The organism is Mycobacterium sp. 1274761.0 (assembly GCF_001668615.1).
Lineage (GTDB): Bacteria > Actinomycetota > Actinomycetes > Mycobacteriales > Mycobacteriaceae > Mycobacterium.
This window is the reverse complement of sequence record NZ_LZMC01000057.1, coordinates 155,457-180,805: the sequence shown is the minus strand read 5'-3', so window position 1 is coordinate 180,805 and position 25,349 is coordinate 155,457. Positions and strand designations below refer to the sequence as shown.

Genomic DNA, 25,349 nt, shown 5'->3' with positions numbered 1-25,349 from the left:
AGGTCAATCACGAAAGTCGTGTGCGCTCATGTCGTCCTCGACAACAACGGTTGCAGCCGCCCTCGGATTCCCCGAGGGCGGTCAGTTGTCGAGCGGTACCACCGGCAACAGCGTCGCGATCTCGCCGGCGCGTGAGCCCGACAGCTGCAGCCGACCGGCGGAGGCCGCGGCGGGGACGCTGAGCAGACCCGTGGCCACCAGCAGCCAGGTGCGCGCATCCGTCTCGACGACGTTGGGGGGGTTGCCGCGGGTGTGTTTCGGCCCCGGAATGCATTGGACGGCGATGAACGGCGGCACGCGCACCTCCACGCTCGCGCCGGGCGCCGTTGCGGCGAGCGTGCGGGCGGTGAGCCGGACCGCGTCGGCGACCTCGGATCGCGCAGGGGCGGGCCGGTTCTCGTCACGCAACCAGTCGGCGACCGCGAGCACGGCGGCACGCGTCTTCGCCGGATCAGCGGTGCGGCGAGCGGGCATAACTTAGTGTCTCAAGGTGCCCGTCGACCGACACGCGCCGCCGTACAAGGCGGCCGGGGCGCTCCTGCTGGTGTTCGCCGCGGTGGCGACGAGCCTGCTGTATCTCCAGTTCCGCGGCGAGCTCGCGACGACGACTCGGCTTACGGTGCTGTCGCCGCGTGCAGGCCTGGTCGTCGACCCCGGCTCAAAGGTGACCTACAACGGCGTGGAGATCGGAAAGGTCGCGGCCGTCGACTATCTCGACGTCGACGGTGCGGTGCGGGCCAAGCTGACGCTGAGCGTCGACCCACGCTACCTGGCGTTGATTCCGCGTAATGTGGTCGCCGATATCAGGGCGACGACGGTGTTCGGCAACAAGTACGTATCGTTGCGCTCACCGGAAAGCCCTGATGTGCAACGCATTACGAGCAACGACGTTATCGACGCGTCGTCGGTGACGACGGAGTTCAACACGCTGTTCGAGAACGCGCTAAGGCTCGCCGAGCAGGTCGACCCGGTGAAGCTCAACACCACGCTGACCACCACCGCGCAGGCGCTGACGGGGCTGGGTCAGAAGTTCGGCGACTCGCTGATCGACGGCAACCAGATCATGGCCGACCTGATTCCGCGGATGCCGCAACTCCGCGCCGACACAAGGGTCGTCGCCGACCTTTCGGACGTGTACGCCAACGCTGCCGACCTATGGGACGGTCTGGACAATGCGGCGACGACCGCGCGCACCCTCGACGATCAAAGCGCGAGCATCGACGCCGCGCTGATGGCCACCATCGGCTTCGGCGAGACGGCCGACAGCTTCGAACGCGGTGGACCGTACTTCGTGCGGGCCGCCGAGGATCTGCTGCCCACCACGCAGCTGCTCGACGATTACCGGGCCATGATCTTCTGCACCGTCCGCAATTACGATGAGGTGCGGCCGCGGCTGTCCAAGGTGCTCGGTGGCGACAACGGATATGCACTGAAGTCGTACGGCACCATCCTGCTGCCCGGCAACCCGTTCATCTATCCGGACAACCTGCCACGGGTCAACGCGCGCGGCGGACCGGAGGGCCGTCCGGGGTGCTGGCAGAAGGTCACCAAAGATCTGTGGCCGTTCCCGTACCTGGTGATGGACACCGGCTACAGCATCGCGCCCTACAACCATTTCGAGCTCGCGAGCCCGCTGGTGTCGGATTACATCTGGGGTAGGCAGGTCGGCGAGAACACGATCAACCCGTAGCCCCACTTTCCGCGAAACGATATTCCAGCACCGAAAGTGCGAGAAGAGGTGTGCCGGAATATCGTTTCGCGGCGGCTACGCCCTCCGTCGCTGCACGCCGACCGCGGCGAGCGCACCCGCTTCGTTGATCGCGAGGTGCGCCAGCATCGGTGCGGCGAGGCTGGCGGACCGTTCGTAGAGAAGCGCGAACCACCAGCCCGCGAAGCCCGTTGCTGCCACCGTGGCGGCCAGCGGTTCGCCGGTGCCTCGGGCGTCGGCGATGTGGGACAGCCCGAACGCGGCGGCCTGCAGCAGCCGGCCGCGGGTCGGACCGAACGCCTCAGCGGCCGCGGTGCCGAGCGCCGCCCGAAACATCGCCTCCTCCGGCCACACCGTGCCGATGGGAATGCGCACCGCCAGCCAGCCCTGCGCAGGCAGGTCGCGGTCGGCCATCGCCGAGCGCACCGGCGCCACAGCCGTCGACGCGGCGACGCCGACGATAATCGGTACGGCCATGGCGCACCCGAGCCGCAGCCCCGTCCACAGCTGCGGGGGGCGTAGACCCAGCGGTGCGCGGGTCACCGCAACCAGCACTGTCCCCAACCCCGCACGAACCGCGGGCTGCACGCGCGCCGGTATCCGCGGATCGGCCAGTCCGCTCCAGGCCACCAACCCGACCGCAAGGGCGCCTGCACGAAACCGCTTGCCACGCACTAGTATTCAGGCCCATATTTGGCGACGGAGTCCTCCAGGACAGAGCGGACGCGATCAGTGTCCTGGTGGGTCCAACCGTCGGGCGGCGCGACGGCCGCCCAGCCGTCGAGCACGTACTCGCCGTAGTTGTGGCCGTGGCCGCCGGGAACGGAGCTCGCGTTCGTCATGTCCGCGGCGACCTGCCAGAAGGTGATGATCGGATACCACCGCATGACCGGCGAACGGTCGCGGCCGGGTGGTTCTCTCAGCCAGTCCGGCCGGTTGAACAACAGGTCCGCCGACCACCACACGATCGGGTCCGACGCGTGCTGAAGGAACAGCACACGCGTGCCCTCCCATTCGCCTTCGGTGTCGGCGGCGATCTCGGCGGCGCCGTTGCCCTGGGAGAACCGCACCGTGCGCCCGTTGTCGTAACGAGGTTGCACCTCCGGTGTTCCGGGGTCGCGCCGCACGGTGATGGCCTTCCACAGCGGGCTGGCGTTCGGCGGGCCCACCCACAACACCGATGAGAACCCCATCCGGGAGATGTCGGGCAGCCAGTCGAAGGCGCCCTGTCCGGCCATCGAGCCCAAACTCTCGCCGTAGAGCAGCAGCTTGGGCCGGTGGTCGGGCGGCAGCCGCATCCACCAGCTGTGGACGGTGTCGATCATCGCCCGGCCCGACTCCATGGATTTCTGCTGATCGCCGAGAAACGAGATCCAGCTCGGCAGATAGGAATACTGTGACCCGACGATCGCGGTGTCGCCGTTGTACATGAGTTCCAGCGCCCTGGCGGCGACGGGGTTGATCCAGCCGGTGCCCGTCGTGGGGACGATCACGAGCACCTTGCGGTCGGCGGCTCGGGTGCGGTCCAACTCGCGGACCAAGATGTCGGCGCGCCCCCGATCTGTGTCGGCGGTCTGCAGGCCGGCATACACCCGGATCGGCTCCTTGGCCGGGGCGCGGTTGAGGCGGGTGAGCTCCTCGAGGTGCGGGCCGGTGGCGACGAAATTGCGGCCTTGGTAGCCCAGCGTCTCCCACGGCGCCAGAGACGTTGGGCTGCCGGAGCGTTCGGGCTGCAGCGGCTGAGTGATGGCCTCTCTCGTGGTAGCGTTCTGCGGCTGGAACACCCTGTTGGCGCCGGCGAGGAAGCCGCGGATCAGCACGCCGTTGATCAACGTGATCGCCAGCACCACGACGATGGCCGTGCCGATGAACAACGCCACCTCGTCGTGCAACCGCCAGCGCCGAATGAAGTACCGGGCCATCGTCTTGATCAGGTCGATGATGACCCGCGACCCGGAGACGCACAGGCCGGTGACGAGCATCGCCAGAACCAGGGTGCGCAGATATCCCGCCGTCGCGGGGCCTTCCATGCCCATCTCCGCCGAGACCTGTCGCTGCCAGGCGGCGGCTGGAATCAGCATCAGCAGGCTCGCGGCGGTCGAGAAGGTCACTGCGGCGGTCTTGGCCCAGTAGACCACCCGCTTCGGTGGTGGCCACCACTGTCGGCGGTGTAACACGAAGCGCCGCAATATCCTTCCGATGAACACACCGATGCCGTAGCCGATGGCGGCGTTGAGTCCCCCGATGAGTCCCTGAAACAGCCAGTCACGCGGCAGCAGTGAGGGCGTCAGCGACAGACAGAAGAATCCCGCGCCGAAGACGATGCCGACGAAGTCCAACCGGACCAGGCTCCACGCCCACACCAGCAGCGGATGTCGTTGCCGACGCTCGTGGTTGGCGGCGACCCCTTCGCCGGTGATGTTCTCTGTCGGAACACTCACCCGAACAACCCGGGCAGCACGGCCTCCGACGTGCTGCGCAACTCCTCCAGCGACACCGTGAACTGACCCTGCACTTCGACGGCGGCCGCTTCACCCTGTGGTCCCGGGTCCACCACCCCGATGCGGGTGACCGGCAGACCGCGAGCCTCGCACATGGACCGGAACCTGCTTTCCTCGGTGCGGGGGACGGCGACCAGCACCCTGCCCGCCGACTCTGAGAAGAGCGTGACGAAGGGATCGGCCCCTTCGGGAAGGATGATGCGGCAACCGGTTTCGCCGGTCAGCGCCGATTCCACAGTGGCTTGGATCAGGCCGCCCTCGGACAGGTCGTGGGCGGCCGATACCAGCCCGTCCTGCGACGCCGCGGAAAGCACCTCGGCGAGCAACTGCTCCCTGCCCAGATCCACCTGTGGCGGCCGCCCGCCCAGATGGTCGGCGGTGACCTGCGCCCAGATGGAGCCGTCGAACTCGTCACGGGTGTCGCCGAGCAGCAACAGCGTCTCGCCGGGTTCGGTGCCGAACCCGGTCGGGATGCGGCGGGCGACGTCGTCGATCACACCGAGCACCCCTACGACCGGGGTGGGCAGAATCGCGGTGGTGCCGGTCTGGTTGTAGAAGCTCACATTGCCGCCGGTGACCGGGATACCAAGGGCCGCACAGCCGTCCGCTAAGCCGCGGACCGCTTCGGAGAACTGCCACATGACCCCGGGGTCTTCCGGTGAACCGAAGTTCAGGCAGTTGGTGACCGCGATCGGAGTGGCGCCGGTGACCGCGACGTTGCGGTACGCCTCGGCCAGCGCCAGCTGCGCGCCGGTGTAGGGGTCCAGCTGGGTGTAGCGGCCCGACGCATCGGTGGACACCGCGATGCCGCGGCCGGTGGACTCATCGACGCGCAACACACCGCCGTCGGCGTTCTCGGCCAACACGGTGTTGCCGCGCACATAGCGGTCGTACTGCTCGGTGATGAACGCCCGGCTGCACAGATGCGGGCTGCCCACCAGCGCAAGCAAAGTCGCCCGCAATTCCTCACCGGTTTTCGGACGCGGCAGCCGGTCGGAGGTGTCGGCGTTGAGGGCGTCCTGGCTGTCCGGTCGCTGCACCGGCCGCTCGTAGACGGGGCCCTCGTGCGCCACCGTTCGGGGCGGCACGTCGACGACCGTCTCACCGTGCCAGGTGACCTTCAGCCGATCACCGTCGGTGACTTCGCCGATGACCGTGGCGACTACCTCCCACTTGCGGCATACCGCCATGAACGCGTCGACGTTGTCGGGTGCGACGACGGCGCACATCCGTTCCTGTGATTCGCTGGACAGGATCTCCGCCGGCGTCATGGTGGCCGCCCGCAGCGGCACCGTGTCCAGCTCGACGGTCATACCGCCGTCGCCGGCAGAGGCGAGTTCCGATGTGGCACAAGACAATCCGGCGCCACCGAGGTCCTGAATGCCGATCACCAGGCCGGCCGCGTACAACTCCAGGCAGCATTCGATGAGGACCTTCTCCATGAAGGGGTCACCCACCTGCACGCTGGGCAGCTTCTTTCGGCCGGCCCCGTCTTCGTCCCCGCCGAACGTCTCCGACGCCAGCACCGACACCCCGCCGATACCGTCCAGCCCGGTGCGCGCCCCGAACAGGATGATCTTGTTGCCGGTGCCCGACGCGAATGCCAGGTGCAGGTCCTCTTTGCGCAGCACACCGACGCACATCGCGTTCACCAACGGGTTGCCGCCGTAGGAGGCGTCGAAGACGGTTTCACCGCCGATGTTGGGCAGGCCCAACGAGTTTCCGTATCCCCCGATGCCGCGGACCACACCGTCGACGACGCGGCGGGTGTCAGGCGCGTCGGCGGCGCCGAACCGCAACTGGTCCATGACGGCGACTGGGCGGGCGCCCATCGCCATGATGTCGCGGACGATTCCGCCGACGCCGGTCGCGGCGCCCTGGTACGGCTCCACGTACGACGGGTGGTTGTGCGATTCGACCTTGAAGGTGACGGCCCAGCCGTCACCGATGTCCACGACGCCGGCGTTTTCGCCGATGCCCGCGAGCATGGCCGATCGCATCGCCTCGGTAGTGGTTTCGCCGAAGTACCGCAGGTGCACCTTCGACGATTTGTAGCTGCAGTGCTCGCTCCACATCACCGAATACATCGCCAGCTCGGCGTCGGTGGGTCTGCGGCCGAGGATCTGCCGGATGCGCTCGTACTCGTCGTCTTTGAGGCCGAGTTCTCGGAACGGCTGCGGCTGATCGGGAGTGGATGCCGCGTGCTCTACGGTGTCGACCGAATGACTGGGCTCCGAGGTCACCCGGCCAGTCTAGTTTGCGACCTGCGATATGCGCGGGCGGCCGCGGGCGCGCCGACCCCGTGCAGCACCACGCTGCCCAGCACCACGATCACCATGGCCAAGAGGGCTGAACGCTCGTCGTCGCCGGTCAACACGTTGAACGCCAGCAACCCGAACACGATCGAGGTGGTGCCGCGCGGGCCCAGCCAGCCGAGCAGCAACCGCTCCTGCCACGAGTAGGGCGATCCGAGCATCGCGGCCAGCACCGGCACCAGCCGCACGACCGTCAACGCCAGCAGGCAGAAGGCCACCATCCCCCAGGACACCCCCAAGGTCAGAGCCAGCACGGCGGTGGCGCCGAACACGTACCACATCACGGCCGACAGCAGAAAGCCGATGTCGTCGAGCAGTTCCAGCTCCTCGCGGATTGCATCGGAGCGACGCAGATAGTTGAAGGCGATCCCGCAGACGAAGGCCGAGACGAAGCCGTTGCCGCCGACGGCCAGGCCCAGCCCGTAGGCCAGCATGGGCGCTGCCGCCAGGACCATTCGCTTGCTCTGGTCGGTCATCGCCCCGCGCCGTTCGGCGAAGTTGGTGAGCAGGGCCAGCGCGGCTCCGACGGCGACACCGACAACGATCGCCTTGATCGCCTGGGGCATGGCCGAGCCCAGCGCCTCCACCGGCGTCGACGCGTGCGTGCGGTCCCCGGCGAGGGTGAGGGCGAAGATGAAGACCGGCGAAACGACGCCGTCGTTGTAGCCCGCTTCCACGTTGAGCACGTTGCGAACCCGTGCGGGCACGCGCCCGTCGCGCAGCACCGAGGCGGCGGGGGCGAAATCGGTGGGCACCACCACGCAGGCGACCACCAGCAGTACCGCCCAGCCCAGGCTGGGCAGCAGCCAGAGGCCCGCCGCGACCGACAGCAGCAGGCTCAGCGGCATCGCAATGAAGAGCACCCGCACGGCGGCGCGCGGTTGACTACCGAACAGCCCGCCGCGGATGTCGGTGGCGTCGATGAACAGCAGCACGGCGACGATGATTTCGGCGACGTGTTGCGCGGTGTCGGTGTTCAGCGACTCGGCCAGCGCGTCCTGGGTCCACAGGCCCACCGCGATTCCCGCCAGAACGAGGAACATCGGCGCCGTGATCCGCCAGCGCTCGAGCCGGCGCGCCGACAGCGACCACGCGACCAGGACCAGCGCAACCGCGATGAGCGACGCCAACATAGGTCAGGCCGGTGACAAAAATGCTTGCAGCGCCGCGGAATACGCGGCCACATCGCGGGCACCCATCACCTCACGCGCCGAGTGCATGGCCAGCTGCGCGGCGCCGACGTCCACAGTCGGAATCCCGGTGCGGGCCGAGGTCATCGGCCCGATCGTCGACCCGCACGGCAAGTCGGCGCGGTGCTCGTAGCGTTGCAGCGGAACACCGGCCTGGCGGCAGGCCAGCTCGAACGCCGCGGCCGTGCGGCCGTCGGTGGCGTAGCGCAGGTTCGGCTGCACCTTCAGCACCGGGCCCGCATTCACCTCGATCAGGTGGTACGGCTCGTGCCGCTCCGGATAGTTCGGGTGGGTGGCGTGTGCCATGTCGCCCGACGCGACCATCGAGCCCGGCAGCCGGCGCAGGAAGTCCTCGCGCCCGCCGCCGGCGGCCAGCACGATGCGCTCGAGCACCGTGGGCAGCAGCTCGGATTGCGCCCCGTGGCCGGATTGGCTGCCGACCTCCTCGTGGTCGAACAACGCGAGCACCGGCAGGTAACCGGTCGGCTCGGCGGCGAGAAACGCTTCGAGGCCCGCGTAACACGTGCACTGATTGTCCAGTCGCGGGGCGCTGACCAGGTCGCCGTCCACGCCTGCCACCGTCGACGGGGTGAGGTCGTGGGTCATCAGATCGAAACCGAGCACCTCGTCGGCGTCCACCCCGGCCAGCCCGGCGACGTAGCCCAGGAAAGACCGGGGCCCGTCGCCGACGCCCCAGACCGCGTTGACGTGCCGTTGGGGGTCCAGCGTCACGGCCTTGCGGTCCTCGGCGAGGTGGATGGCCAGCTGCGGCACCCGCAGGATCGGCTCGTCGATCCGGATCAATCGGTGCTCGATCGCTTCAGCACCGAAGCCGGTGCGTACCGACAACCGCCCGCTGAGGCCGAGGTCGCGGTCGAGCCACGAATTCAGCCACGCCCCGCCGTACGGCTGTAGCGCCACCACCCGCCACCCCGAGACGAACCGGTCGGGATGCTGCTTGACCCGCAGGTTGGGGCTGTCGGTGTGCGCCCCGACGACGCGGAAGGGACGGTCGTCTTCGGCACCGGCGCGCCAGGCGACCAGCGATCCGGCGCGCACGATGAAGAAGTCGCCGTCCTCGGGCCAGGCAGCGTCTTCGGCGAGTTCACGAAAGCCCGCGTCGCGCAGCCGCGCCGCGGCGGTGGCGCACGCATGAAACGGTGATGGCGACGCGTCGATGAACTCGCACAACCCCTGGGCGCTTGCTTGCGACATGGTTCACCATTTTCACCGACGATCTTGAATTAAGGTTCAACGGTGCCCGCTGTTCTGCCGCAACCGGTTCTGGCTCCGCTGACGCCGGCCGCTGTTTTCTTGGTGGTGACCATCGACGAGGGCGGCGAATCGACCGTCCATGACGCGTTGGCAGACATCTCGGGTCTCGTGCGGGCGATCGGTTTCCGCGATCCGACGAAGCGGCTGTCGGTGGTGACCTCGATCGGGTCCGACGCCTGGGGCCGGCTGTTTTCCGGGCCGCGTCCGGCCGAACTGCATCCGTTCGCCGAGATCCGCGGCGGGCGCCACCACGCCCCGTCGACGCCTGGCGATCTTCTGTTTCACATCCGCGCCGAGTCGATGGATGTGTGTTTCGAGCTGGCCACCAAGCTCGTCGAGGCGATGGCCGGCGCGGTCACCGTCGTCGACGAGGTGCACGGCTTCAAGTTCTTCGACAACCGGGACCTGATGGGGTTCGTGGACGGCACCGAGAACCCAGACGGGCCGCTGGCGGTGTCGGCCACCCAGATCGGTGACGAGGACCCCGATTTCGCGGGCGGCTGCTATGTCCACGTGCAGAAGTACGTGCACGATATGGGGTCGTGGAATGCGCTGTCCACCGAGGAGCAGGAACGGGTGATCGGTCGTACCAAGCTCGACGACATCGAGCTCGACGATGCGGTCAAGCCGCCCAATTCCCATGTGGCGCTGAACGTCATCACCGACGACGACGGCACCGAGCTGAAGATCGTGCGGCACAACATGCCGTTCGGGGAGATCGGCAAGGGCGAATTCGGCACGTATTTCATCGGGTATTCACGCACCCCGGCGGTCACCGAACGCATGCTGGACAACATGTTCATCGGTGACCCACCGGGTAACACCGACCGGATACTGGACTTTTCCACGGCGTTGACCGGGAGCATGTTCTTCACACCCACCGTCGACTTCCTCGACGACCCACCGCCGCAAGCTGATTCGGCGTCCGACGAGGACCAGCCGGTCCCTCCGGAAGTGTCCCCTGCCCCCCGTGACGGATCACTGCGCATCGGCAGCCTGAAAGGAAGTTGAGTAGATGAACAACCTGTACCGCGATCTGGCTCCGATCACCGAAAAGGCTTGGGCTGAAATCGAAATGGAGGCGACGCGCACGTTCAAGCGACACATCGCGGGTCGTCGCGTCGTGGATGTGAGCGAGCCGGGTGGGCCGACGGCGGCGGCGGTGAGCACCGGGCACCTGCTCGACGTGGCCGCCCCCGGGGACGGAGTGGTCGCGCACCTGCGCGACAACAGGCCGCTGGTCCGGCTGCGGGTGCCATTTACGTTGTCGCGCACCGATATTGACGATGTCGAGCGCGGATCGCAGGACTCCGACTGGGACCCGGTCAAGGACGCCGCGAAGAAGCTGGCGTTCGTCGAGGACCGGGCGATCTTCGAGGGCTACGAGGCCGCGTCGATCAGCGGCATCCGTGCCTGCAGCTCGAACCCGGCGCTGACGCTGCCCACCGATGCGCGCGAGATCCCCGATGTGATCGCCCAGGCGCTGTCGGAGCTGCGGCTGGCCGGCGTCGACGGGCCCTATTCGGTGCTGCTGTCAGCCGATGTGTACACCGCGGTCAGCGAGACCACCGAACACGGCTATCCGATCCGCGAACACCTCAACCGGCTCGTCGACGGGGACATCATCTGGGCGCCGGCAATCGACGGCGCATTCGTACTGTCCACTCGGGGCGGCGATTTCGACCTTCAGCTCGGCACCGACGTGTGCATCGGCTACCTGTCGCACGACGCCGACACGGTTCAGCTCTACCTGGAGGAGACGATGACGTTCCTGTGCTACACCGCCGAGGCTTCGGTGGCGCTGACGCCCTAGCGGCCTAGACGCTGGCGAGCACCGAATCGAGCGCGGAGTAGAAAAGCCCCAGCCCGTCATCGGAAGGCCCGGTGAGGGCCTCGGTGGCGTGCTCCGGGTGCGGCATCAACCCGACCACGCGGCCGTCGGCCGATGAAATCCCGGCGATATCGCGCATCGAGCCGTTGGGGTTGTCGCGGTAGCGGAACACCACGCGGCCGTCGCCCTCCAGCTCGTCGAGCACGGCGTCGGAGGCGACGTAGCGGCCCTCGCCGGACTTCAACGGGATCAACAGATCAGCTCCGAGCTCAAAGCGGCTGGTCCACGCCGACATGTTGGACACCACCTCGAGCCACAGGTCGCGGCACACGAAGTGCAATCCGGCATTGCGGGTCAACGCGCCGGGCAGCAGGCCCGCCTCGCACAGCACCTGAAAGCCGTTGCAGATACCCAACACCGGCATTCCGCGGTTCGCCGCGTCGACGACCGACGTCATCACCGGCGCGAACTTGGCGATCGCGCCGGCCCGCAGGTAGTCACCGTAGGAGAACCCACCGGGCACGATGACGGCGTCGACACCTTTGAGGTCGGCATCGGCATGCCAGAGGCTGACCGACTCGGCGCCGGACAGCCGGACCGCCCGCGCGGCGTCGATGTCGTCGAGCGTGCCGGGAAATGTGATAACCCCCACACGTGCGGTCATGATGGCTCCCTACTGACTGACCAGTCCTCGATCACGATGTTCGCCAGCAGCGATTCGGCGATCTCGGCGACCGTCTCGTCGGCGACGCTGTCGTCGACCTCCAGCTCAAACCGCTTGCCCTGCCGCACATCTGATATCCCGTTGTAGCCGAGGCGGCCGAGTGCGCCGACGATCGCCTGCCCCTGCGGGTCGAGAATTTCGGCCTTCGGCATCACGTGCACAACCACCTTTGCCACGCGCTCACTCTACCGGCGGGCACGGGCGCACCGCCTCACCGGCACGAGTCGATGTACGCCGTGCACAGCGGGGCGTTCATCGCCTCGAGCACCTGGGCATCGGCCACCACAGGCCAATCGACGCGCGGTGGGCTGTTTGCCCACATCGCCAGCTCGACAACGGTGCTGTTCAGCGGGTTCACCAGCAGGTACGTGTGCAGCACGGCCTGGCCGGGCAGCACCCCGCTGACCACGGCCGCGATCCGGTCTCCGGTGGCGGTGGTCAGCGACGGCGACGTCAGCGGAGAGGTCAGCTGACACGACCGCAGCGCCGACACGGCCTTGTCGAACACGCTCGACGCGAGCTGCGCGCCGCGCCACGTCTCTCCGCGCCAATGCAGCACCTGCACTTGAAGCTGCCATTGCCCGTCGGGCTGCGGCACCGTGGCCCGCGCGGCGACCGCGTAGCTGCGGGGGTCGTCGGGGACGACCGGCGTGCTGCACGCCTCCTCGAACCGGAAGCGGGGGTTGGTCGCGGTGACGGCCACGCCCGCCAGCCCCGGCCAGCGGTAGACCGGGTAGAGCGGGATCGCCGTCGAATCAATCCACGCCGAGTTCGGGATGCGGTCGCAGTTCGGCGGGCAATTCATCGGCGTCCCCGACGCAGGGCCGATGCCGCCGGGCGCAAGCGCCAGCCCGCACGACGCCAGCACTGCCGCAAGCATCAGTCGCATCGCGCACCACCCCTGAGCGCAGAATATAGACATGCAGCTGACCCATTTTGGCCATTCGTGCCTTCTCGCCGAGTTCAACATTGATTCGGCCACGACCACGGTGCTGTTCGACCCGGGGAACTTCTCGCACGGCTTCGAGGGAATCACGGGGCTGGACGCGATCCTGATCACCCATCAGCACCCCGACCATGCTGACACCGAACGGCTGCCCGCGCTGGTGGAGGCCAATCCGCAGGCGGCGCTGTATGCCGACCCGCAGACGGCGTCGCAGCTTGGCGGGCCGTGGAAGGCCGTGCACGTCGGTGACGAGTTCACCGTCGGCGGGTTGACGGTGCGCGGTGTCGGGGGCAAGCACGCGGTGATCCATCCGGATCTCCCGGTGATCGACAACATCTCCTACCTGATCGGCGACGGCGATCACCCGGCGCGGTTGATGCATCCGGGCGATGCGCTGTTCACGCCGGGCGAGCCGGTGGACGTGCTTGCCGCACCGGCCGCCGCGCCGTGGATGAAAATCTCTGAGGCCGTTGACTTTTTGCGAGCGGTGGCGCCGACGCGCGCAGTGCCGATCCACCAGGGGATCATCGATCCGGGCGCCCGCGGGATCTACTACGGCAGGCTCTCGGAGATGACTGACACCGACTTCTGTGTCCTCGACGAGGAGAACAGCACGCAGTTCTAGGAGGGCTCACGCGGTGTCGCGCGCAGCCGCGCGGCCCGCCGCCCGGCCGGAGAAGATGCAGCCCCCGAGGAAGGTGCCTTCCAGCGAGCGGTAGCCGTGCACACCGCCGCCGCCGAAGCCCGCAGCCTCCCCGGCGGCATACAGCCCCGGCAGCGGCGTGCCGTCGGCCCGCAGCGCGCGCGAGTCGAGGTCGGTTTCCAAGCCTCCCAACGACTTCCGGGTGAGGATGTGTAGCTTCACCGCGATCAGCGGGCCTGCCTTCGGGTCGGTAAGCCGGTGCGGGGCGACGACGCGGGTGAAGCGGTCGCCGAGATAGCCGCGCGCCGCGCGGATCGCCGTCACCTGGGCGTCCTTGGTGAACCGGTTGGCGACCTCGCGGTCGCGCGCGGTGACCTCCGCCTCCACCGTGGCGTAGTCGAGGGGCAGCACGTCGGGCACGGAGTTCATCGCCGAGACCAGTTCCGGCAATGTTTTCGCACTGACGAAGTCGACCCCCTTGTCGACGAACGCCTGCACCGGCGCGGGCGCGCCCGGCCGCACCCGCGCGAGCACGTCGCGCACGCTGCGGCCGGTGAGGTCGGGGTTCTGTTCCTGCCCTGACAACGCGAACTCCTTGGCGATGATCCGGGCGTTCAGCACGAACCACGTGTAATCCTGACCGGTGCGGGCGATGTATTCCAGCGTGCCGAGGGTGTCGAAGCCCGGGTATAGCGGTGCGGGCAGCCGTTTTCCGCTGGCGTCGAGCCACAGCGACGACGGTGCAGGCAGGATGCGGATGCCGTGCATGGGCCAGATCGGGTCGTAGTTTGTGATGCCCTCGGTGTAGTGCCACATCCGGTCGCTGTTGACGACGTTGGCTCCTGCCGACTCGCTGATGCCGATCATCCGGCCGTCGACGTGCGCCGGCACACCGCTGAGCAGCTGTTCGGGCACCCGGCCCATCCGCTTGGGCCAGTTCTGCCGCACCAGGTCGTGGTTGCCGCCGATGCCGCCGCTGGCCACGACCACCGACTGAGCGCGGAACTCGAACTCGCCAACGGTAATTCGCGACGAGGCCACACCGCGGGCTACATCGGTCGGTTCCAGCACCGTGCCGCGCACGCCCACGACGGCACCGTCCTCGACGATCAACTCGTCGACGCGGTGGCGGTGGGCGAACGTCACTGCATCGTTGTCCACCAACCGGCAAGCGAAAACGTCGACGATCGCCGGGCCGGTGCCCCACGTGATGTGGAAGCGCGGCACCGAATTCCCGTGCCCGCGCGCGTCGTAGCCGCCGCGCTCGGCCCAGCCCACCAACGGGAAGGTGCTCAGGCCGCGCTCCCGCAGCCAGCTGCGCTTCTCGCCGGCGGCGAAGTCGACGTAGGCGTGGGCCCACTGACGCGGCCAGTGGTCCTCGGGGCGGTCGAATCCCGCCGCGCCCAACCAGTCCTGCAGGGCCAGCTCGTGGCTGTCGCGGATGCCCAGCCGGCGTTGCTCGGGGCTGTTGACGAAGAACAGGCCACCGAACGACCAGAACGCCTGCCCGCCGATGTTGTTGTCGTTCTCCTGGTCGACGATCAGGACGCGGCGGCCCCGCTCCACCAGTTCACAGGCGGCGACCAGGCCCGCCAGGCCCGCTCCGACGACGATGACGTCATCATCTGCCATGGCCGCCAATGTAGCGGTCGGTCAGGCGGCGTCGGTCAGCGCGGGATAGGGCCGCCACTCGTACACCGCGGGCACGCACTGATGCATCAGCGCCAGGTCGACGGCGTCGAGCATGGCCTGGCGCGGCCCCGGTGTGCGCAGGTGCCGCGCCGCGACCGCGACACGCACCACTCCGGCCCGCCGCGCGGTGCGGTCGGCCGACAGCACCAACGTGCGGCACCACCACGGCTCGGACAGGAACCCCTCGCCGATGCCGAGCACCCGCGAGCGGACCGTGGACTTGCGAACGATATCGGTGATACCGCCCAGCCCGGCTAGCAGTCGGAAGCCGTTGCGCGGCAACGCATTCACTGTTCCCTGCGACACCGTCCAGCCGGGTGCGGCGAACAACCGGGTACGCAGGCCGAGGTGTTCGAGGATGCGGTCGGCGCCCATCAGCCGCAGGTTCGCCTCGTGCGCTTGCAGCGTGGCGAACTCGCCGCGCCGCTTCTTGGTCGCCGCCTCGTCGAAGCCGTGCAGGACGATGGCGTCGCCGCGGCCGCGGCGCGCAGAAAGCCACTCCACGGTCGTCGGGTCATGGTCCAGCCGGTAACCGCTCTTCAGCCGCGGTGCGACGAGAAACGACGACGGCACGGCGCGCTCATCCAGTAGCGCGCAGAATGCCTCGACATCGGGCAGCGTCTCGTCGCGGATGCCGGAAATCGAGACGATCAGTTGTCCAGCCACACCGGCATTGTCGCAACGCCAGGTGTCGCAAGGGTTTCCGACACTCTTACAGGAGTTGTAGATTCAGCTATCGCGGCAGAACCGACTCGATGGCCTCGATCACCTCGGGGGCGTCCGGTTCGGTGCGCGGGCGGAACCGCTTGACCACCGCGCCGCCCGGTGCGAGCAGGAACTTTTCGAAGTTCCACTGCACGTCGCCGGCCTCGCCGCCGGCATCGGCGGTCTTCGTCAGCTCGGCGAACAGCGGATGCCGGTCCGGGCCGTTGACGTCGGTCTTTTCCAACAGCGGGAAGGTGACCCCATAGGTAGTGGAACAGAACGTCTGGATCTCCTCGGCGGTGCCGGGCTCCTGGCCCATGAACTGGTTGCAGGGCACACCGATGACGGTGAGGCCGCGATCGCCGTAGTCCTTGGCGAGCTTTTCCAGGGCGCTGTACTGGGGTGTCAGACCGCATTTGGAGGCGACGTTGACGATCAGGGCCGCGCCGTCGGCGAGTTCGCCCAGCGTGGTGGGCTTGCCGTCGAGGGTGGTCAGCGCGATGTCGGTGAGCTGCGTGTCCGTCATGCCATCGCAGGCTACCCGTTACGTCGCGAACAGCATTCCGGCCACCCGCTGCACTGTCGCAACCGGGTCAGCGGCCTTATCGATAGCGCCCTCGATAGCGCCGTTGAGCCATAGCAGCGAAAAGCCGTGCACCAGAGACCAAGCCGCGAGCGCGGCGGCTTGCGGATCGTTCTTCGCGCGCGGATCGTCGAGGGTGCCTACCCCCGCGGCGAGCTCGGAGCCGGCGGCCGTCTCGGCCGCCACGAGCGCGGGATCGGTGGCCTCGTAGAGCGATTTGTCGAACATCACCGCGTAGTGGCCGGGATGGTCGATGGCGAACCGCACATACGCCAGCGCAGCGGCGAGAAAGTCGGGGCGTGCACCGGCGAGCGCGGCGGCGAGCATGTCGAAGCCTTCAGTCGCCAGCGCGGTGAACAGCCCGCGGCGGTCGGTGAAGTGATGGGCGGGCGCGGCGTGAGAAACGCCCGCCGCGCGGGCCAGCTCGCGCAGGGATAGGCCGTCGGCGCCGCGCTCGGCGACCAGCGCCGCCGCCTCACCGAGGATGGTGGCCTTCAGATCGCCGTGGTGATAGCCGGCCTTGCTGGTCATGTCGCGAGCATAGCGCGGAATCTTGACAGTGCCTAGATGCGTTGCTTATCGTGATTCGGTACATCTTGTCACTGTCTAGATTGGAGATCGAGATGGCCCCTCTTATCGCACTCGTGCTGGGCACGCTGCTGGCCCGGCTGGTCGGCTGGTGGGGAGTCGACTACGTCGGCACCTGGCCTGCGGCGGTCGCGGTCGGGCTGGCCGTGATGTTCGTGGTCACCGGCATCGCCCACTTCGTGAACCCGCTGCGGTGTGACCTGATCGCGATCGTGCCGCCGCGACTGCCCGCGCCGGCAATACTGCTCACGGTCACAGGGGTGCTGGAGTTGCTGGGCGCGGCCGGGCTGCTGTACCCGCCGACGCGGCCGATCGCCGCCGTCGCGCTCGCCCTGCTGATGCTGGCGATGTTTCCCGCCAACGTCTACGCGTCGCGGATGCCCGACCCGCCGAAGTCGATGACCACCAAGCTGCCGCTACGCACGGTCGAGCAGGTCGTCTTCGTAGGCGCCGCCCTCGTGGTTGGCCTTGGCGGTATGCAGTAGCCAGGCGTACTGGAACGCCGCCTCTTTCCAGCGCTCGTATCGACCGCTGATGCCGCCATGGCCGGCGCTCATCTCGGTCTTCAACAGCAACGGGTGGGCGTCGGTCTTGGTATGCCGCAGTGCGGCAACCCATTTCGCCGGCTCCACGTAGTACACCCGGGTGTCATTGAGAGACGTCATCGCCAGTATCGGCGGATAGTCCTGGGCGGTGACGTTCTCATACGGCGAATAGGACTTCATGTAGTGGTAGACCTCCTCGTCGGCCAGTGGGTTTCCCCACTCGTCCCACTCGGTGACCGTGAGGGGAAGCGACGGGTCGAGGATCGTCGTCAACGCATCGACGAACGGCACCTGGGCCAGGAAACCCGCGAACAGATGGGGGGCCATGTTGGCCACGGCGCCGATCAACAGACCCCCCGCGCTGCCGCCAAGCGCGACGAGATTTTCGGGTCGGGTGATGTCGGTGTTGATGAGATGCGCTGCGACGGCGATGAAGTCGGTGAAGGTGTTCTTCTTCTCCAGCATCTTGCCGTGCTCGTACCACGGCCTGCCGAGTTCGCCGCCGCCGCGGACGTGAGCGATGGCGAACACCATGCCGCGGTCGAGCAGCGACAGCCGCGCGATCGAAAACCGTGGGTCCTCGCAGGACTCGTAGGCGCCGTAGCCGTAGAGCAGGGTCGGGGCGGGATATTGCAGTCCGACGCGATGGATGATCGACACCGGAACCCGCGCGCCGTCGGCTGCCGTTGCCCAGTCGCGCCGCTCGACGTAGTCCTCAGGGCGGTAGTCGCCGAGCACCGGCTGTTCGCGCAACAGTGTGCGCTCACCGGTGGCCAAGTCGACGTCGTAGATGCGGACGGGGATCACGAAAGACGTTGCGCCGATGCGCAGTTTGGGCGAATCCCAGTTCGGGTTTCCGCTCAGCCCCGCCGACATCAGCTCGGACTCGAAGGTGAAATCCTCCGGGCGGCCGTACTGCCCATCGGGGTACAGCGGCCACAGCTGGATGCGCGGCAGCGCCTCGCTGCGGTAGCTGACCACGATGTGGCCGGCAAACGCGTCGACGGCGTCGAGCCGGACGTCGTCGCGATGCTCGATCAGCGTGCGCGTCGATGTCGGATCGGACACCGGCGCCTCGACAAGGGTGAAGTTCTCGGCGCCATCGTTGTGCAGGATGAGGAAACGGTCTTCGCCACCGACGACGGCGTGCTCGACGGAGTACTCGACGAGGTCGCGGCGCGGCCACACCGGCACGAACTCGGCTGAGCCGTCGGTGGCGTCGGCGTAGCGGATCTCTGAGGTCACCGCGCTGCCCGCGGCGATGATGATGTACTTGTCGCTGCGGGTGCGTCCGATCGCGAGCCAGAACTTCTCGTCGGGCTCGTGATAGACCTTCTCGGCGGGCAGGCCGGCGCCGACCCGGTGCCGCCAGACTGTGTCCGGGCGCCACGCGTCGTCGACGGTTGTGTAGTAGACGGTCCGGTTGTCGGCGGCCCAGGTCGCCCCTGCGCCGATCCCGACGATCTCGTCGTCGTAGAGCTGCCCGGTCCGTAGGTCCTTGAACCGCAACGTGTATCGCTCATCGCCGCGGGTGTCCACGGAATATGCCAGGGTGTGGGCGTCGACGCTTACCGTGGCAGCGCCCAGAGCGAAGTAGTCGTGGCCCTCGGCCAGCACGTTCTCGTCGAGCAGCACCTGCTCGCCTGGGATGTCGGTGTGCTCGTCGAACTGCGGCGGCATCCAGTCGTCGGGGTGCGTTATCGGACAACGGCAGTGCACGCTGTACTGCTTGCCCTCGAAGCTGCGGGTGTAGTACCACCACTCGTTGCGGCGGATCGGTACCGACAGATCGGTTTCCTTGGTGCGGGCCTTGATCTCGTCGAAGATCTTCTGGCGCAACGGGGCCAGGTGCTCGGTGACCTGTTCGGTGTAGGTGTTCTCCGCTTTCAGGTATTCGATTACCTCGGGATCGGATTTGTCGCGCAGCCACTCGTAGTGGTCGACGAAGACGTCGCCGTGATGCTCGCGGCGGTGCTCAACCCGTTTCGCGACGGGAGGAACCGGAGTCTGGCTCATGCGGTGGGTCCGATCCAGTCGGCGAAGCTCAGTCCCGAAATGCGCTCGTAGGCATCGATGTAACGCTCGCGGGTGGCGTCCACGATGGTCGGCGGCAGCGGAGGTGGCGGGGCGTCGCCGTCGCGGTCCCAGCCCGATTCGGGGCTCAGCAGCCAATTACGGACGAACTGCTTGTCGAAGCTGGGCTGCACGACGCCTTCTTGGTATGTGTCGACGGCCCAGTAGCGCGACGAGTCGGGCGTGAACACCTCGTCGGCGAGGACCAGTTCGCCGCGGTCGTCGATGCCGAACTCGAACTTGGTGTCGGCGATGATGATTCCCTTCGTCAGCGCGTGGTCGGCGGCACGTGTGTAGGTCTGCAGGGTGAGATCGCGCAACTGGTTGGCGCGTTCGGCCCCGACGGCCTCGATCACGTCGGCGAACGAAATGTTCTCGTCGTGCTCGCCGAGTTCGGCCTTGGTGGCGGGCGTGAACAGCGGGAAGTCGAACTTGCTGGCTTCGGTCAGTCCGGGCGGCAGCGCGATGCCGCTGACCTCTCCGGTTTTCTGGTAGTCCAGCAGCCCGGAACCGGTCAGGTAGCCGCGGGCCACACATTCGACCGGAATCATCTCGAGCTTGCGCACTACCAGCGCGCGGCCGAGCACCTCGTCGGGAATACGCGGGTCGTCGGGTGGACCCGCAAGATGGTTGGGCGTCTTGACGTAGTCGAAGAAGAACACGCTCATCGCGGTCAGGATGCGGCCCTTGTCACCGATCTCGTTGTCGAGGATGTAGTCGAACGCCGAGATGCGGTCGCTGGCGACGAAGAGCAGGTGCTCGTCGTCGATGCGGTAGAGCTCGCGCACCTTGCCGCTGGCCAGATGCTCGTAGTCGGATAGAGCTGGGCGCATCGGGCCAGCCTAACGGTCGATCTGTGCTGGGATCGATCGCATGACATCGAGGTACGTGCCGTATGCCACCACGCCCGCGCGGCTGCTGGGACAACTGGTCAGCGACATCGTGATCGCGCTGTGGACCGCCATCTGGGTGGTGGTCGGGGCGGCGGTGCACTCGGCCGTCGCGGCCATCGCCGATTTCGGCAGCGACGTGGAGAACGGCGCCAACGGCATCGCAGGCAACCTCGACCACGCCGGCGACAACGCGGGCAAGGTGCCGCTGATCGGCGACGCGCTGAGCAGCCCGCTGACCGCGGCGGGCGGTTTCGCCCACGACATCGCCGGCGCCGGCCACCAGCTGAACACGACCGCGACGTGGTTGGCGTGGCTGCTGGCGCTCGCGGTCGCGGCGCCGCCGATTCTGGCGATCGCGATGCCCTGGCTGGTGCTGCGGTGGCGCTTCTTCCGGCGCAAGTGGGTGGCGCTGACGCTGGCGAGGACACCCGCGGGCGAACAGCTGCTGGCGCTGCGGGCGCTGGCCAACCGGCCGCTGGCCAAGCTGGCGGCGATCAACGCTGACCCCGTCGGAGCGTGGCGCCGCGAGGATGCCGCCGCGATCAGCGGCCTGGCAGCGTTGGAGCTGCGGGCCGCAGGCGTCGCACGCCGCCACAGCCCCTAACAGGCGATTTCGGCGTGATTTCCCGCGCTGATCGCGGGTTTTCACGCCCAATTCACGCGCGTTGGAACCCGTGACGGGCCGCGACGCGTCAATTCCGGCATGCTCGACTACTATTTGCGCCGGCACGACGGTGTCATCACCCTCGCCCAGGCCCGGACTGCAGGTCTCAGCGAAGACGCCGTATCGCGGCGGGTGCACTCCGGATACTGGGTCCGATATGGGCCGGCGTGTACTTCGTCAACGACCGGCCGTATGCCGATGCCGCTCGTGTTCGCGTCGCGGTCTGGAGTTACGGCGTTCGAGCGGCTGCCAGCGGTCTGACGGCAGCGTGGTGGCATAACCTGACGAAGTTCGCACCGCGGATCGTCGAGGTCACTGTGCCGAGAGCAAGCAACGGGCGATGCCATCAAGGCTCCAGAGTCAGACGACGAGATCTCAAACCGGTTGACGTCGAAGAGCGATCGGGTCTGCGCGTCACGAAGCTCGCCCTGACGGTCGTCGAGGCGGCGGTGCGACAGCGCGGCGGCGCGAAGATCATGGACGCTGCCTTGCAGCACCACGTGGAATTGCGGGCGCTGTGGAGTGCACATCTGCGAAACACGGGACGTCATGGCTCGCCGGCCGCGCGCCGACTTCTGCACGCCGCACAGGACAACGCCCACTCCGAAGCCGAGCGATTACTGCTCAGGCTGCTCAGAGCGAACAAGATCACCGGTTGGAAAGCCAACTATCCGGTCGCCGGTTACCGCGTCGACATCGGCTTCCCGGAACACAAGGTCGCCATTGAGGTCGACGGCTTCGCCTTCCACAGCGACAGCGAGGACTTCCACCACGACCGCCAGCGCCAGAACGCGATCGCCTTGGCCGGCTGGCAAGTGCTGCGGTTCACCTGGCTTGACCTCATGGAGTACCGCGAGCGCGTCATCGCCGAGATCAAGCGTGCGATTGGGGCGTGATTTCCCGCGGCCGGCGCGGGTTTTCACGCCCAAATCGCAAGAGGGTGACGGTCCAGAGCGCCAGAGCGATCCACGTGAAGGCCAACGACACCTGCGGCAGCACGCGCCAACCCGTCTCCTGAGCGATCGCATGCGTCGCAGCGCCGTACATGCCCAGCGGGAACACCGCGGGCCACGCGATCACTGCACGCCATCCCACGATCACCAACGGCACGATCTGCACGGTCGCGGCCACCCACGTCACGATCGTCACCGCGCGCACCGCGTCGGCGATCGGTCCCGGATACAGCGCGGCATGGAGATGCTCGCCCGCCAGCGCCGCGATTGCCGTTCCACCCATCAGGATCCAGTGGTCGGCGGGCACATTTCGCCGAGCCGACGGATCGGCCGCCGCCCGCCAGCCCACCAGCGCAGCCACCGCCACGTAGCAACACAGCGCCAGCGGCCACAATACGAACGGCCAGAACACGTTGCCGCCCGCGACGAACACGATCACCAATCCCGACGTCGACACGCTGACCAGCTGCCACGCGCCGCGAGCATGATTCCGCAGGCCGACCCAGCGCAGCCGCCACAATCCGCGAACCACGAACGGCAGCAACGACACCCATCCCTGCAGCGCCAGGCCTCCCAGCACCAGAACGATCCAGCGGTACTCACTGAAGCGCGCTGCCAGCACGCAGCACGCCGCCACGTACGTCAGCAGTCCGACGGCAGTGTCTACATCGCGCAAGCTCCACGACTCGCGCCGCCATGTCCCTGCGCACAGCACCACCAGCACCGCCAACCCGACGACGCCAATCACCGCCAGCGCGAAGCTCAACCGGCCGAAACCATGATCTGCCGCAGCAATCGACACGATGCCGGTCGCCATGACCGCTGCGAAGCCGTCTGGTCTCACGCGTCCAGTTCGACGACGAGGTGACGAATTCCGGTGTGCCGGTTGCTGCGTGTCCATTCCACCGGTTTGGTCACCCGCACCGACGAGAACCTGCCGAGCAGCTCTTCGAAGAGCACCCGAAGTTCCAGCCGGGCGAGGTTGGCGCCGAGGCAGTAGTGAATGCCCTGCCCAAAACCCAAGTGAGGATTCGGCTTGCGGGTGATGTCGAACTCGTCAGGCCGGTCGAACGCCAGCGGATCCCGGTTCGCCGAACCCTCCCAGATCTGCACCTTCTGACCCGCCTCGATGACACGGCCGCCCAGCTCGACGTCGCGGGTTGCGGTGCGGCGCTTCGACGGAGACGGCGACGTCCAGCGCACCATTTCCTCGACGGCCGTCGGCAACAGCGACATATTCGCCCGCAACAACTCGAATTGGTATGGATGCTCGGCCAGCGCAAGTAGCCCGCCCGCCACGGCATTTCGCGTCGTCTCCGCACCCGCGCTGAACAAGAGGCTGAAGAACAGGTAAAGCTCGAGATCCGATAGTCCCTCGGAATCCAGTTCGGCATTCGCAACCACCGACAGCATGTCGTCGGTCGGTGACGCCCTCTTCGCGGCGATCAGCGACTGGCCGTAGGTGTACATCCGGGTGCCGGCCTCCTCGGGGGTCAGCTGACCGACCGACGCTCTACGGGCCCTACCGAAATCGAACTGGGGCTCGATGGCCTCGAACAGCCAATGCCGTTCGGATTCAGGGACTCCCAGCAGGATGCAGATCATCTGCATCGGCAACTCGGCGGCGACCTCCACCAGGAAATCGAACGGCACACCCGGCGTCACATCGTCCAGCAGGCGACGCGCACGCGAGCGCAGATCGTCTTCGACGCGCCGGATCATCCGCGGCGTCAGCCCGGAACTCACCAGCCGCCGGATCTGTGAATGCCGCGGGTCGTCCATCATGTTGAGCACCTGGCCCGCGATGGAAAGGTCCTGCAGCAGCGTGCCACCGTACGGCCGCGTCCCGCCCGTCACCGACGAGTATGTTTCAGGATCACGCAGCACCGCAAGCGTTTCCGCGTAGGTGGCCACCGACCAGAAGCCCTCGCCGTCAGGCGTGTTCTCGGTAGCCGAGTGCCAGTACACCGGCGCCTCGCGGCGGTGTACCTCGAACAGGTGATGCGGAAAGCCTGCGGCGAAATTGTCCAGATCGGTCAAGTCGATCCGGGCCAGGGACGCCGCCACCGTCACAGGATCGCGCCCGAAGTGTACTTGGCCGCCTCGGGATAGCGGCTGACCAGTTCGTCCACCGCCGCGACGACCGCGTCGAGCTGGCTGCCCGCCGCACCGGTGAACGCCTGCCTGTCGGCCAGCGCCGCATCCAAAGCAGCCCGGTCCAGCGGCAGACGGCGGTCGGCGGCCAACCGGTCCAGAAGGTCGGGCTCGGCACCCTTTTCGCGCATCGCCAGAGCCACCGCGACCGCGTTCTCCTTTATGACTTCGTGCGCCGCCTCGCGGCCCATGCCGGCGCGCACCGCCGCGATCAGAATGCGGGTCGTCGCCAGGAACGGCAGGTAACGGTCGAGTTCACGCTGGATCACGGCCGGATAGGCGCCGAACTCGTCGAGGACTGTCAGGAAGGTTTCGGTCTGCCCGTCGATCGCGAAGAACGCGTCGGGCAGCGCGACGCGGCGTACCACCGAGCAGAACACGTCGCCCTCGTTCCATTGCGCCCCAGCGAGTTCGGCGGCCATCGACGCGTAGCCGCGCAGCACTACCTGCAAGCCGTTGACGCGCTCGCACGATCGCGTGTTCATCTTGTGCGGCATCGCCGACGATCCGACCTGTCCGGGCGCGAAGCCCTCGGTCACCAGCTCGTGGCCGGCCATCAGCCGGATCGTGTGGGCCAGCGACGACGGCCCCGCGCCGACCTGTACCAGCGCCGAGATGACGTCGTGGTCGAGCGAGCGCGGATAGACCTGTCCCACGCTGGTGAATATCTCGGTGAAGCCGAGGAACTCCGCGACCCGCCGCTCCAGTTCCGCTAGCCGCGCGGTGTCCCCGGAGAACAGGTCGAGCATGTCCTGCGCCGTGCCCATCGGTCCCTTGATACCGCGCAGGGGATACCGGTCGATCAGGTCACGCAGCCTCGACAGCGCAACCAGCATTTCCTCGGCCGCCGACGCGAACCGCTTGCCCAGCGTGGTCGCCTGCGCCGCAACGTTGTGGCTGCGGCCCGCCATCACCAGGTCGCGGTAGCTGACCGCGCGCTCGGCCAGCCGCGCCACCACGGCCACCCCGTGCGAAAACACCAGTTCCAGCGAGCGCCGAATCTGCAGCTGCTCAACGTTTTCGGTGAGGTCGCGGCTCGTCATGCCCTTGTGGATGTGCTCGTGACCCGCGAGCGCGTTGAACTCTTCGATGCGCGCCTTGACGTCATGGCGCAGCACCCGTTCGCGCTCGGCGATCGAGGCAAGGTCGACGTCCTCGATCACCCGCTCGTAGTCGTCGATGACGCCGTCGGGGACGTCGACGCCCAATGACGCCTGCGCACGCAGCACCGCCAGCCACAACCGACGCTCGCCGACGATCTTGGCCTCCCGCGACCAGATCGCCACCATCTCGTCGCTGGCATACCTGCTGGCCAGCACGTTGGGGATCGTCACAACCTCACAGCTTACGACCCTGATGGGGCAGG

Annotated in this window: 24 protein-coding genes and 1 pseudogene; 7 read left to right on the top strand and 18 right to left on the bottom strand. The window is 67.5% G+C overall.

What is annotated here, in order from left to right; genetic code table 11:
- Window positions 1-81: 81 nt before the first annotated feature.
- Complete coding sequence (locus tag A5651_RS11465) at window positions 82-474, bottom strand: sterol carrier family protein (protein WP_066979859.1); 393 nt, start codon at window positions 472-474, stop codon at window positions 82-84.
- Between the two features lie 16 nt (window positions 475-490).
- Between A5651_RS11465 and A5651_RS11460 the strand changes: the two genes are divergently transcribed.
- On the top strand, window positions 491-1,690 hold the full coding sequence (locus tag A5651_RS11460; protein WP_066979855.1) for an MCE family protein: 1,200 nt from the start codon (window positions 491-493) through the stop codon (window positions 1,688-1,690).
- Window positions 1,691-1,765: 75 nt separating this feature from the next.
- On the opposite strand, the gene A5651_RS11455 is transcribed toward A5651_RS11460, so the two are convergent.
- The 5 genes from A5651_RS11455 to A5651_RS11435 are packed head-to-tail and all read right to left on the bottom strand — an operon-like array spanning window position 1,766 to window position 8,929.
- Window positions 1,766-2,383, bottom strand: coding sequence for a CPBP family intramembrane glutamic endopeptidase (locus tag A5651_RS11455; RefSeq protein WP_156662834.1), 618 nt, complete (start codon window positions 2,381-2,383; stop codon window positions 1,766-1,768).
- Window positions 2,383-4,128, bottom strand: a complete 1,746-nt coding sequence (locus A5651_RS11450) for an alpha/beta hydrolase (protein ID WP_369803940.1) — start codon at window positions 4,126-4,128, stop codon at window positions 2,383-2,385. The genes A5651_RS11455 and A5651_RS11450 overlap by 1 nt, the downstream gene beginning before the upstream one ends.
- Window positions 4,129-4,145: 17 nt before the next feature.
- On the bottom strand, window positions 4,146-6,452 hold the full coding sequence (gene purL / locus A5651_RS11445) for a phosphoribosylformylglycinamidine synthase subunit PurL (protein ID WP_066979853.1): 2,307 nt from the start codon (window positions 6,450-6,452) through the stop codon (window positions 4,146-4,148).
- The gene (locus A5651_RS11440) at window positions 6,449-7,657 is read right to left on the bottom strand and encodes a sodium:proton antiporter (RefSeq protein ID WP_066979850.1); all 1,209 of its coding nucleotides are present in this window, start codon (window positions 7,655-7,657) and stop codon (window positions 6,449-6,451) included. The genes purL and A5651_RS11440 overlap by 4 nt, the downstream gene beginning before the upstream one ends.
- Window positions 7,658-7,660: 3 nt before the next feature.
- Window positions 7,661-8,929 (bottom strand): M18 family aminopeptidase, encoded by a 1,269-nt coding sequence (locus tag A5651_RS11435; RefSeq protein ID WP_066979846.1) that lies wholly within the window; start codon window positions 8,927-8,929, stop codon window positions 7,661-7,663.
- A gap of 42 nt (window positions 8,930-8,971) precedes the next feature.
- Here A5651_RS11435 and A5651_RS11430 point away from each other — a divergent pair, with 42 nt between their 5' ends.
- Window positions 8,972-10,000, top strand: coding sequence for a Dyp-type peroxidase (locus A5651_RS11430; protein ID WP_066979843.1), 1,029 nt, complete (start codon window positions 8,972-8,974; stop codon window positions 9,998-10,000).
- Between the two features lie 4 nt (window positions 10,001-10,004).
- Window positions 10,005-10,802: a family 1 encapsulin nanocompartment shell protein gene (locus A5651_RS11425; RefSeq protein ID WP_066979840.1), complete on the top strand. Its 798-nt coding sequence runs from the start codon at window positions 10,005-10,007 to the stop codon at window positions 10,800-10,802.
- Window positions 10,803-10,806: 4 nt separating this feature from the next.
- Here A5651_RS11425 and purQ read toward each other — a convergent pair whose 3' ends face one another.
- The 3 genes from purQ to A5651_RS11410 are packed head-to-tail and all read right to left on the bottom strand — an operon-like array spanning window position 10,807 to window position 12,433.
- Window positions 10,807-11,484 carry a phosphoribosylformylglycinamidine synthase subunit PurQ gene (gene purQ / locus A5651_RS11420; RefSeq protein ID WP_066979837.1) on the bottom strand — a complete coding sequence of 226 codons (678 nt, stop codon included), beginning with the start codon at window positions 11,482-11,484 and terminating at the stop codon, window positions 10,807-10,809.
- Window positions 11,481-11,720 carry a phosphoribosylformylglycinamidine synthase subunit PurS gene (gene purS / locus A5651_RS11415; RefSeq protein ID WP_066979834.1) on the bottom strand — a complete coding sequence of 80 codons (240 nt, stop codon included), beginning with the start codon at window positions 11,718-11,720 and terminating at the stop codon, window positions 11,481-11,483. Before purS ends, purQ begins: the two co-directional genes overlap by 4 nt.
- A 35-nt stretch (window positions 11,721-11,755) precedes the next feature.
- Window positions 11,756-12,433: an ATPase gene (locus A5651_RS11410; RefSeq protein WP_066979830.1), complete on the bottom strand. Its 678-nt coding sequence runs from the start codon at window positions 12,431-12,433 to the stop codon at window positions 11,756-11,758.
- 31 nt (window positions 12,434-12,464) lie between these two features.
- On the opposite strand from A5651_RS11410, the gene A5651_RS11405 reads away from it, so the two are divergent.
- Window positions 12,465-13,115, top strand: a complete 651-nt coding sequence (locus tag A5651_RS11405) for an MBL fold metallo-hydrolase (protein WP_066979826.1) — start codon at window positions 12,465-12,467, stop codon at window positions 13,113-13,115.
- 6 nt (window positions 13,116-13,121) lie between these two features.
- Here A5651_RS11405 and A5651_RS11400 read toward each other — a convergent pair whose 3' ends face one another.
- The 4 genes from A5651_RS11400 to A5651_RS11385 form a co-directional block, all read right to left on the bottom strand.
- Window positions 13,122-14,765 (bottom strand): FAD-binding dehydrogenase, encoded by a 1,644-nt coding sequence (locus tag A5651_RS11400; RefSeq protein ID WP_066979824.1) that lies wholly within the window; start codon window positions 14,763-14,765, stop codon window positions 13,122-13,124.
- Window positions 14,766-14,786: 21 nt separating this feature from the next.
- Window positions 14,787-15,491: a DUF2334 domain-containing protein gene (locus A5651_RS11395; protein ID WP_066979821.1), complete on the bottom strand. Its 705-nt coding sequence runs from the start codon at window positions 15,489-15,491 to the stop codon at window positions 14,787-14,789.
- A gap of 67 nt (window positions 15,492-15,558) precedes the next feature.
- Window positions 15,559-16,056 (bottom strand): glutathione peroxidase, encoded by a 498-nt coding sequence (locus A5651_RS11390; protein WP_066979820.1) that lies wholly within the window; start codon window positions 16,054-16,056, stop codon window positions 15,559-15,561.
- An 18-nt stretch (window positions 16,057-16,074) separates the two neighbouring features.
- The gene (locus A5651_RS11385) at window positions 16,075-16,644 is read right to left on the bottom strand and encodes a TetR/AcrR family transcriptional regulator (RefSeq protein WP_066979817.1); all 570 of its coding nucleotides are present in this window, start codon (window positions 16,642-16,644) and stop codon (window positions 16,075-16,077) included.
- Window positions 16,645-16,736: 92 nt separating this feature from the next.
- Here A5651_RS11385 and A5651_RS11380 point away from each other — a divergent pair, with 92 nt between their 5' ends.
- Complete coding sequence (locus A5651_RS11380; RefSeq protein ID WP_066980013.1) at window positions 16,737-17,186, top strand: DoxX family protein; 450 nt, start codon at window positions 16,737-16,739, stop codon at window positions 17,184-17,186.
- Here the strand turns inward: A5651_RS11380 and A5651_RS11375 are convergent.
- Both A5651_RS11375 and A5651_RS11370 read right to left on the bottom strand, forming a co-directional pair.
- A complete protein-coding gene (locus A5651_RS11375) occupies window positions 17,118-19,262 on the bottom strand; it encodes a S9 family peptidase (RefSeq protein ID WP_066979814.1) in 2,145 nt (714 codons plus the stop codon). The two genes, A5651_RS11380 and A5651_RS11375, sit on opposite strands and share 69 nt — an antisense overlap.
- Complete coding sequence (locus tag A5651_RS11370) at window positions 19,259-20,152, bottom strand: phosphoribosylaminoimidazolesuccinocarboxamide synthase (protein ID WP_066979811.1); 894 nt, start codon at window positions 20,150-20,152, stop codon at window positions 19,259-19,261. Before A5651_RS11370 ends, A5651_RS11375 begins: the two co-directional genes overlap by 4 nt.
- Window positions 20,153-20,192: 40 nt before the next feature.
- Between A5651_RS11370 and A5651_RS11365 the strand changes: the two genes are divergently transcribed.
- Together A5651_RS11365 and A5651_RS11360 are read left to right on the top strand one after the other, a co-directional pair.
- On the top strand, window positions 20,193-20,816 hold the full coding sequence (locus A5651_RS11365) for a hypothetical protein (RefSeq protein WP_066979808.1): 624 nt from the start codon (window positions 20,193-20,195) through the stop codon (window positions 20,814-20,816).
- 99 nt (window positions 20,817-20,915) lie between these two features.
- Window positions 20,916-21,772: pseudogene (locus tag A5651_RS11360) on the top strand (DUF559 domain-containing protein).
- On the opposite strand, the gene A5651_RS11355 reads toward A5651_RS11360, so the two are convergent.
- Genes A5651_RS11355 through purB form a run of 3 tightly spaced genes read right to left on the bottom strand, consistent with a single transcriptional unit; the run spans window position 21,750 to window position 25,317 of the window.
- A complete protein-coding gene (locus A5651_RS11355; RefSeq protein WP_231988655.1) occupies window positions 21,750-22,646 on the bottom strand; it encodes a tellurite resistance/C4-dicarboxylate transporter family protein in 897 nt (298 codons plus the stop codon). The pseudogene A5651_RS11360 and the gene A5651_RS11355 overlap by 23 nt on opposite strands.
- 23 nt (window positions 22,647-22,669) lie before the next feature.
- Window positions 22,670-23,902 carry a cytochrome P450 gene (locus tag A5651_RS11350; RefSeq protein WP_066979802.1) on the bottom strand — a complete coding sequence of 411 codons (1,233 nt, stop codon included), beginning with the start codon at window positions 23,900-23,902 and terminating at the stop codon, window positions 22,670-22,672.
- Window positions 23,899-25,317, bottom strand: coding sequence for an adenylosuccinate lyase (gene purB, locus A5651_RS11345; protein WP_066979799.1), 1,419 nt, complete (start codon window positions 25,315-25,317; stop codon window positions 23,899-23,901). Before purB ends, A5651_RS11350 begins: the two co-directional genes overlap by 4 nt.
- Window positions 25,318-25,349: the final 32 nt, after the last annotated feature.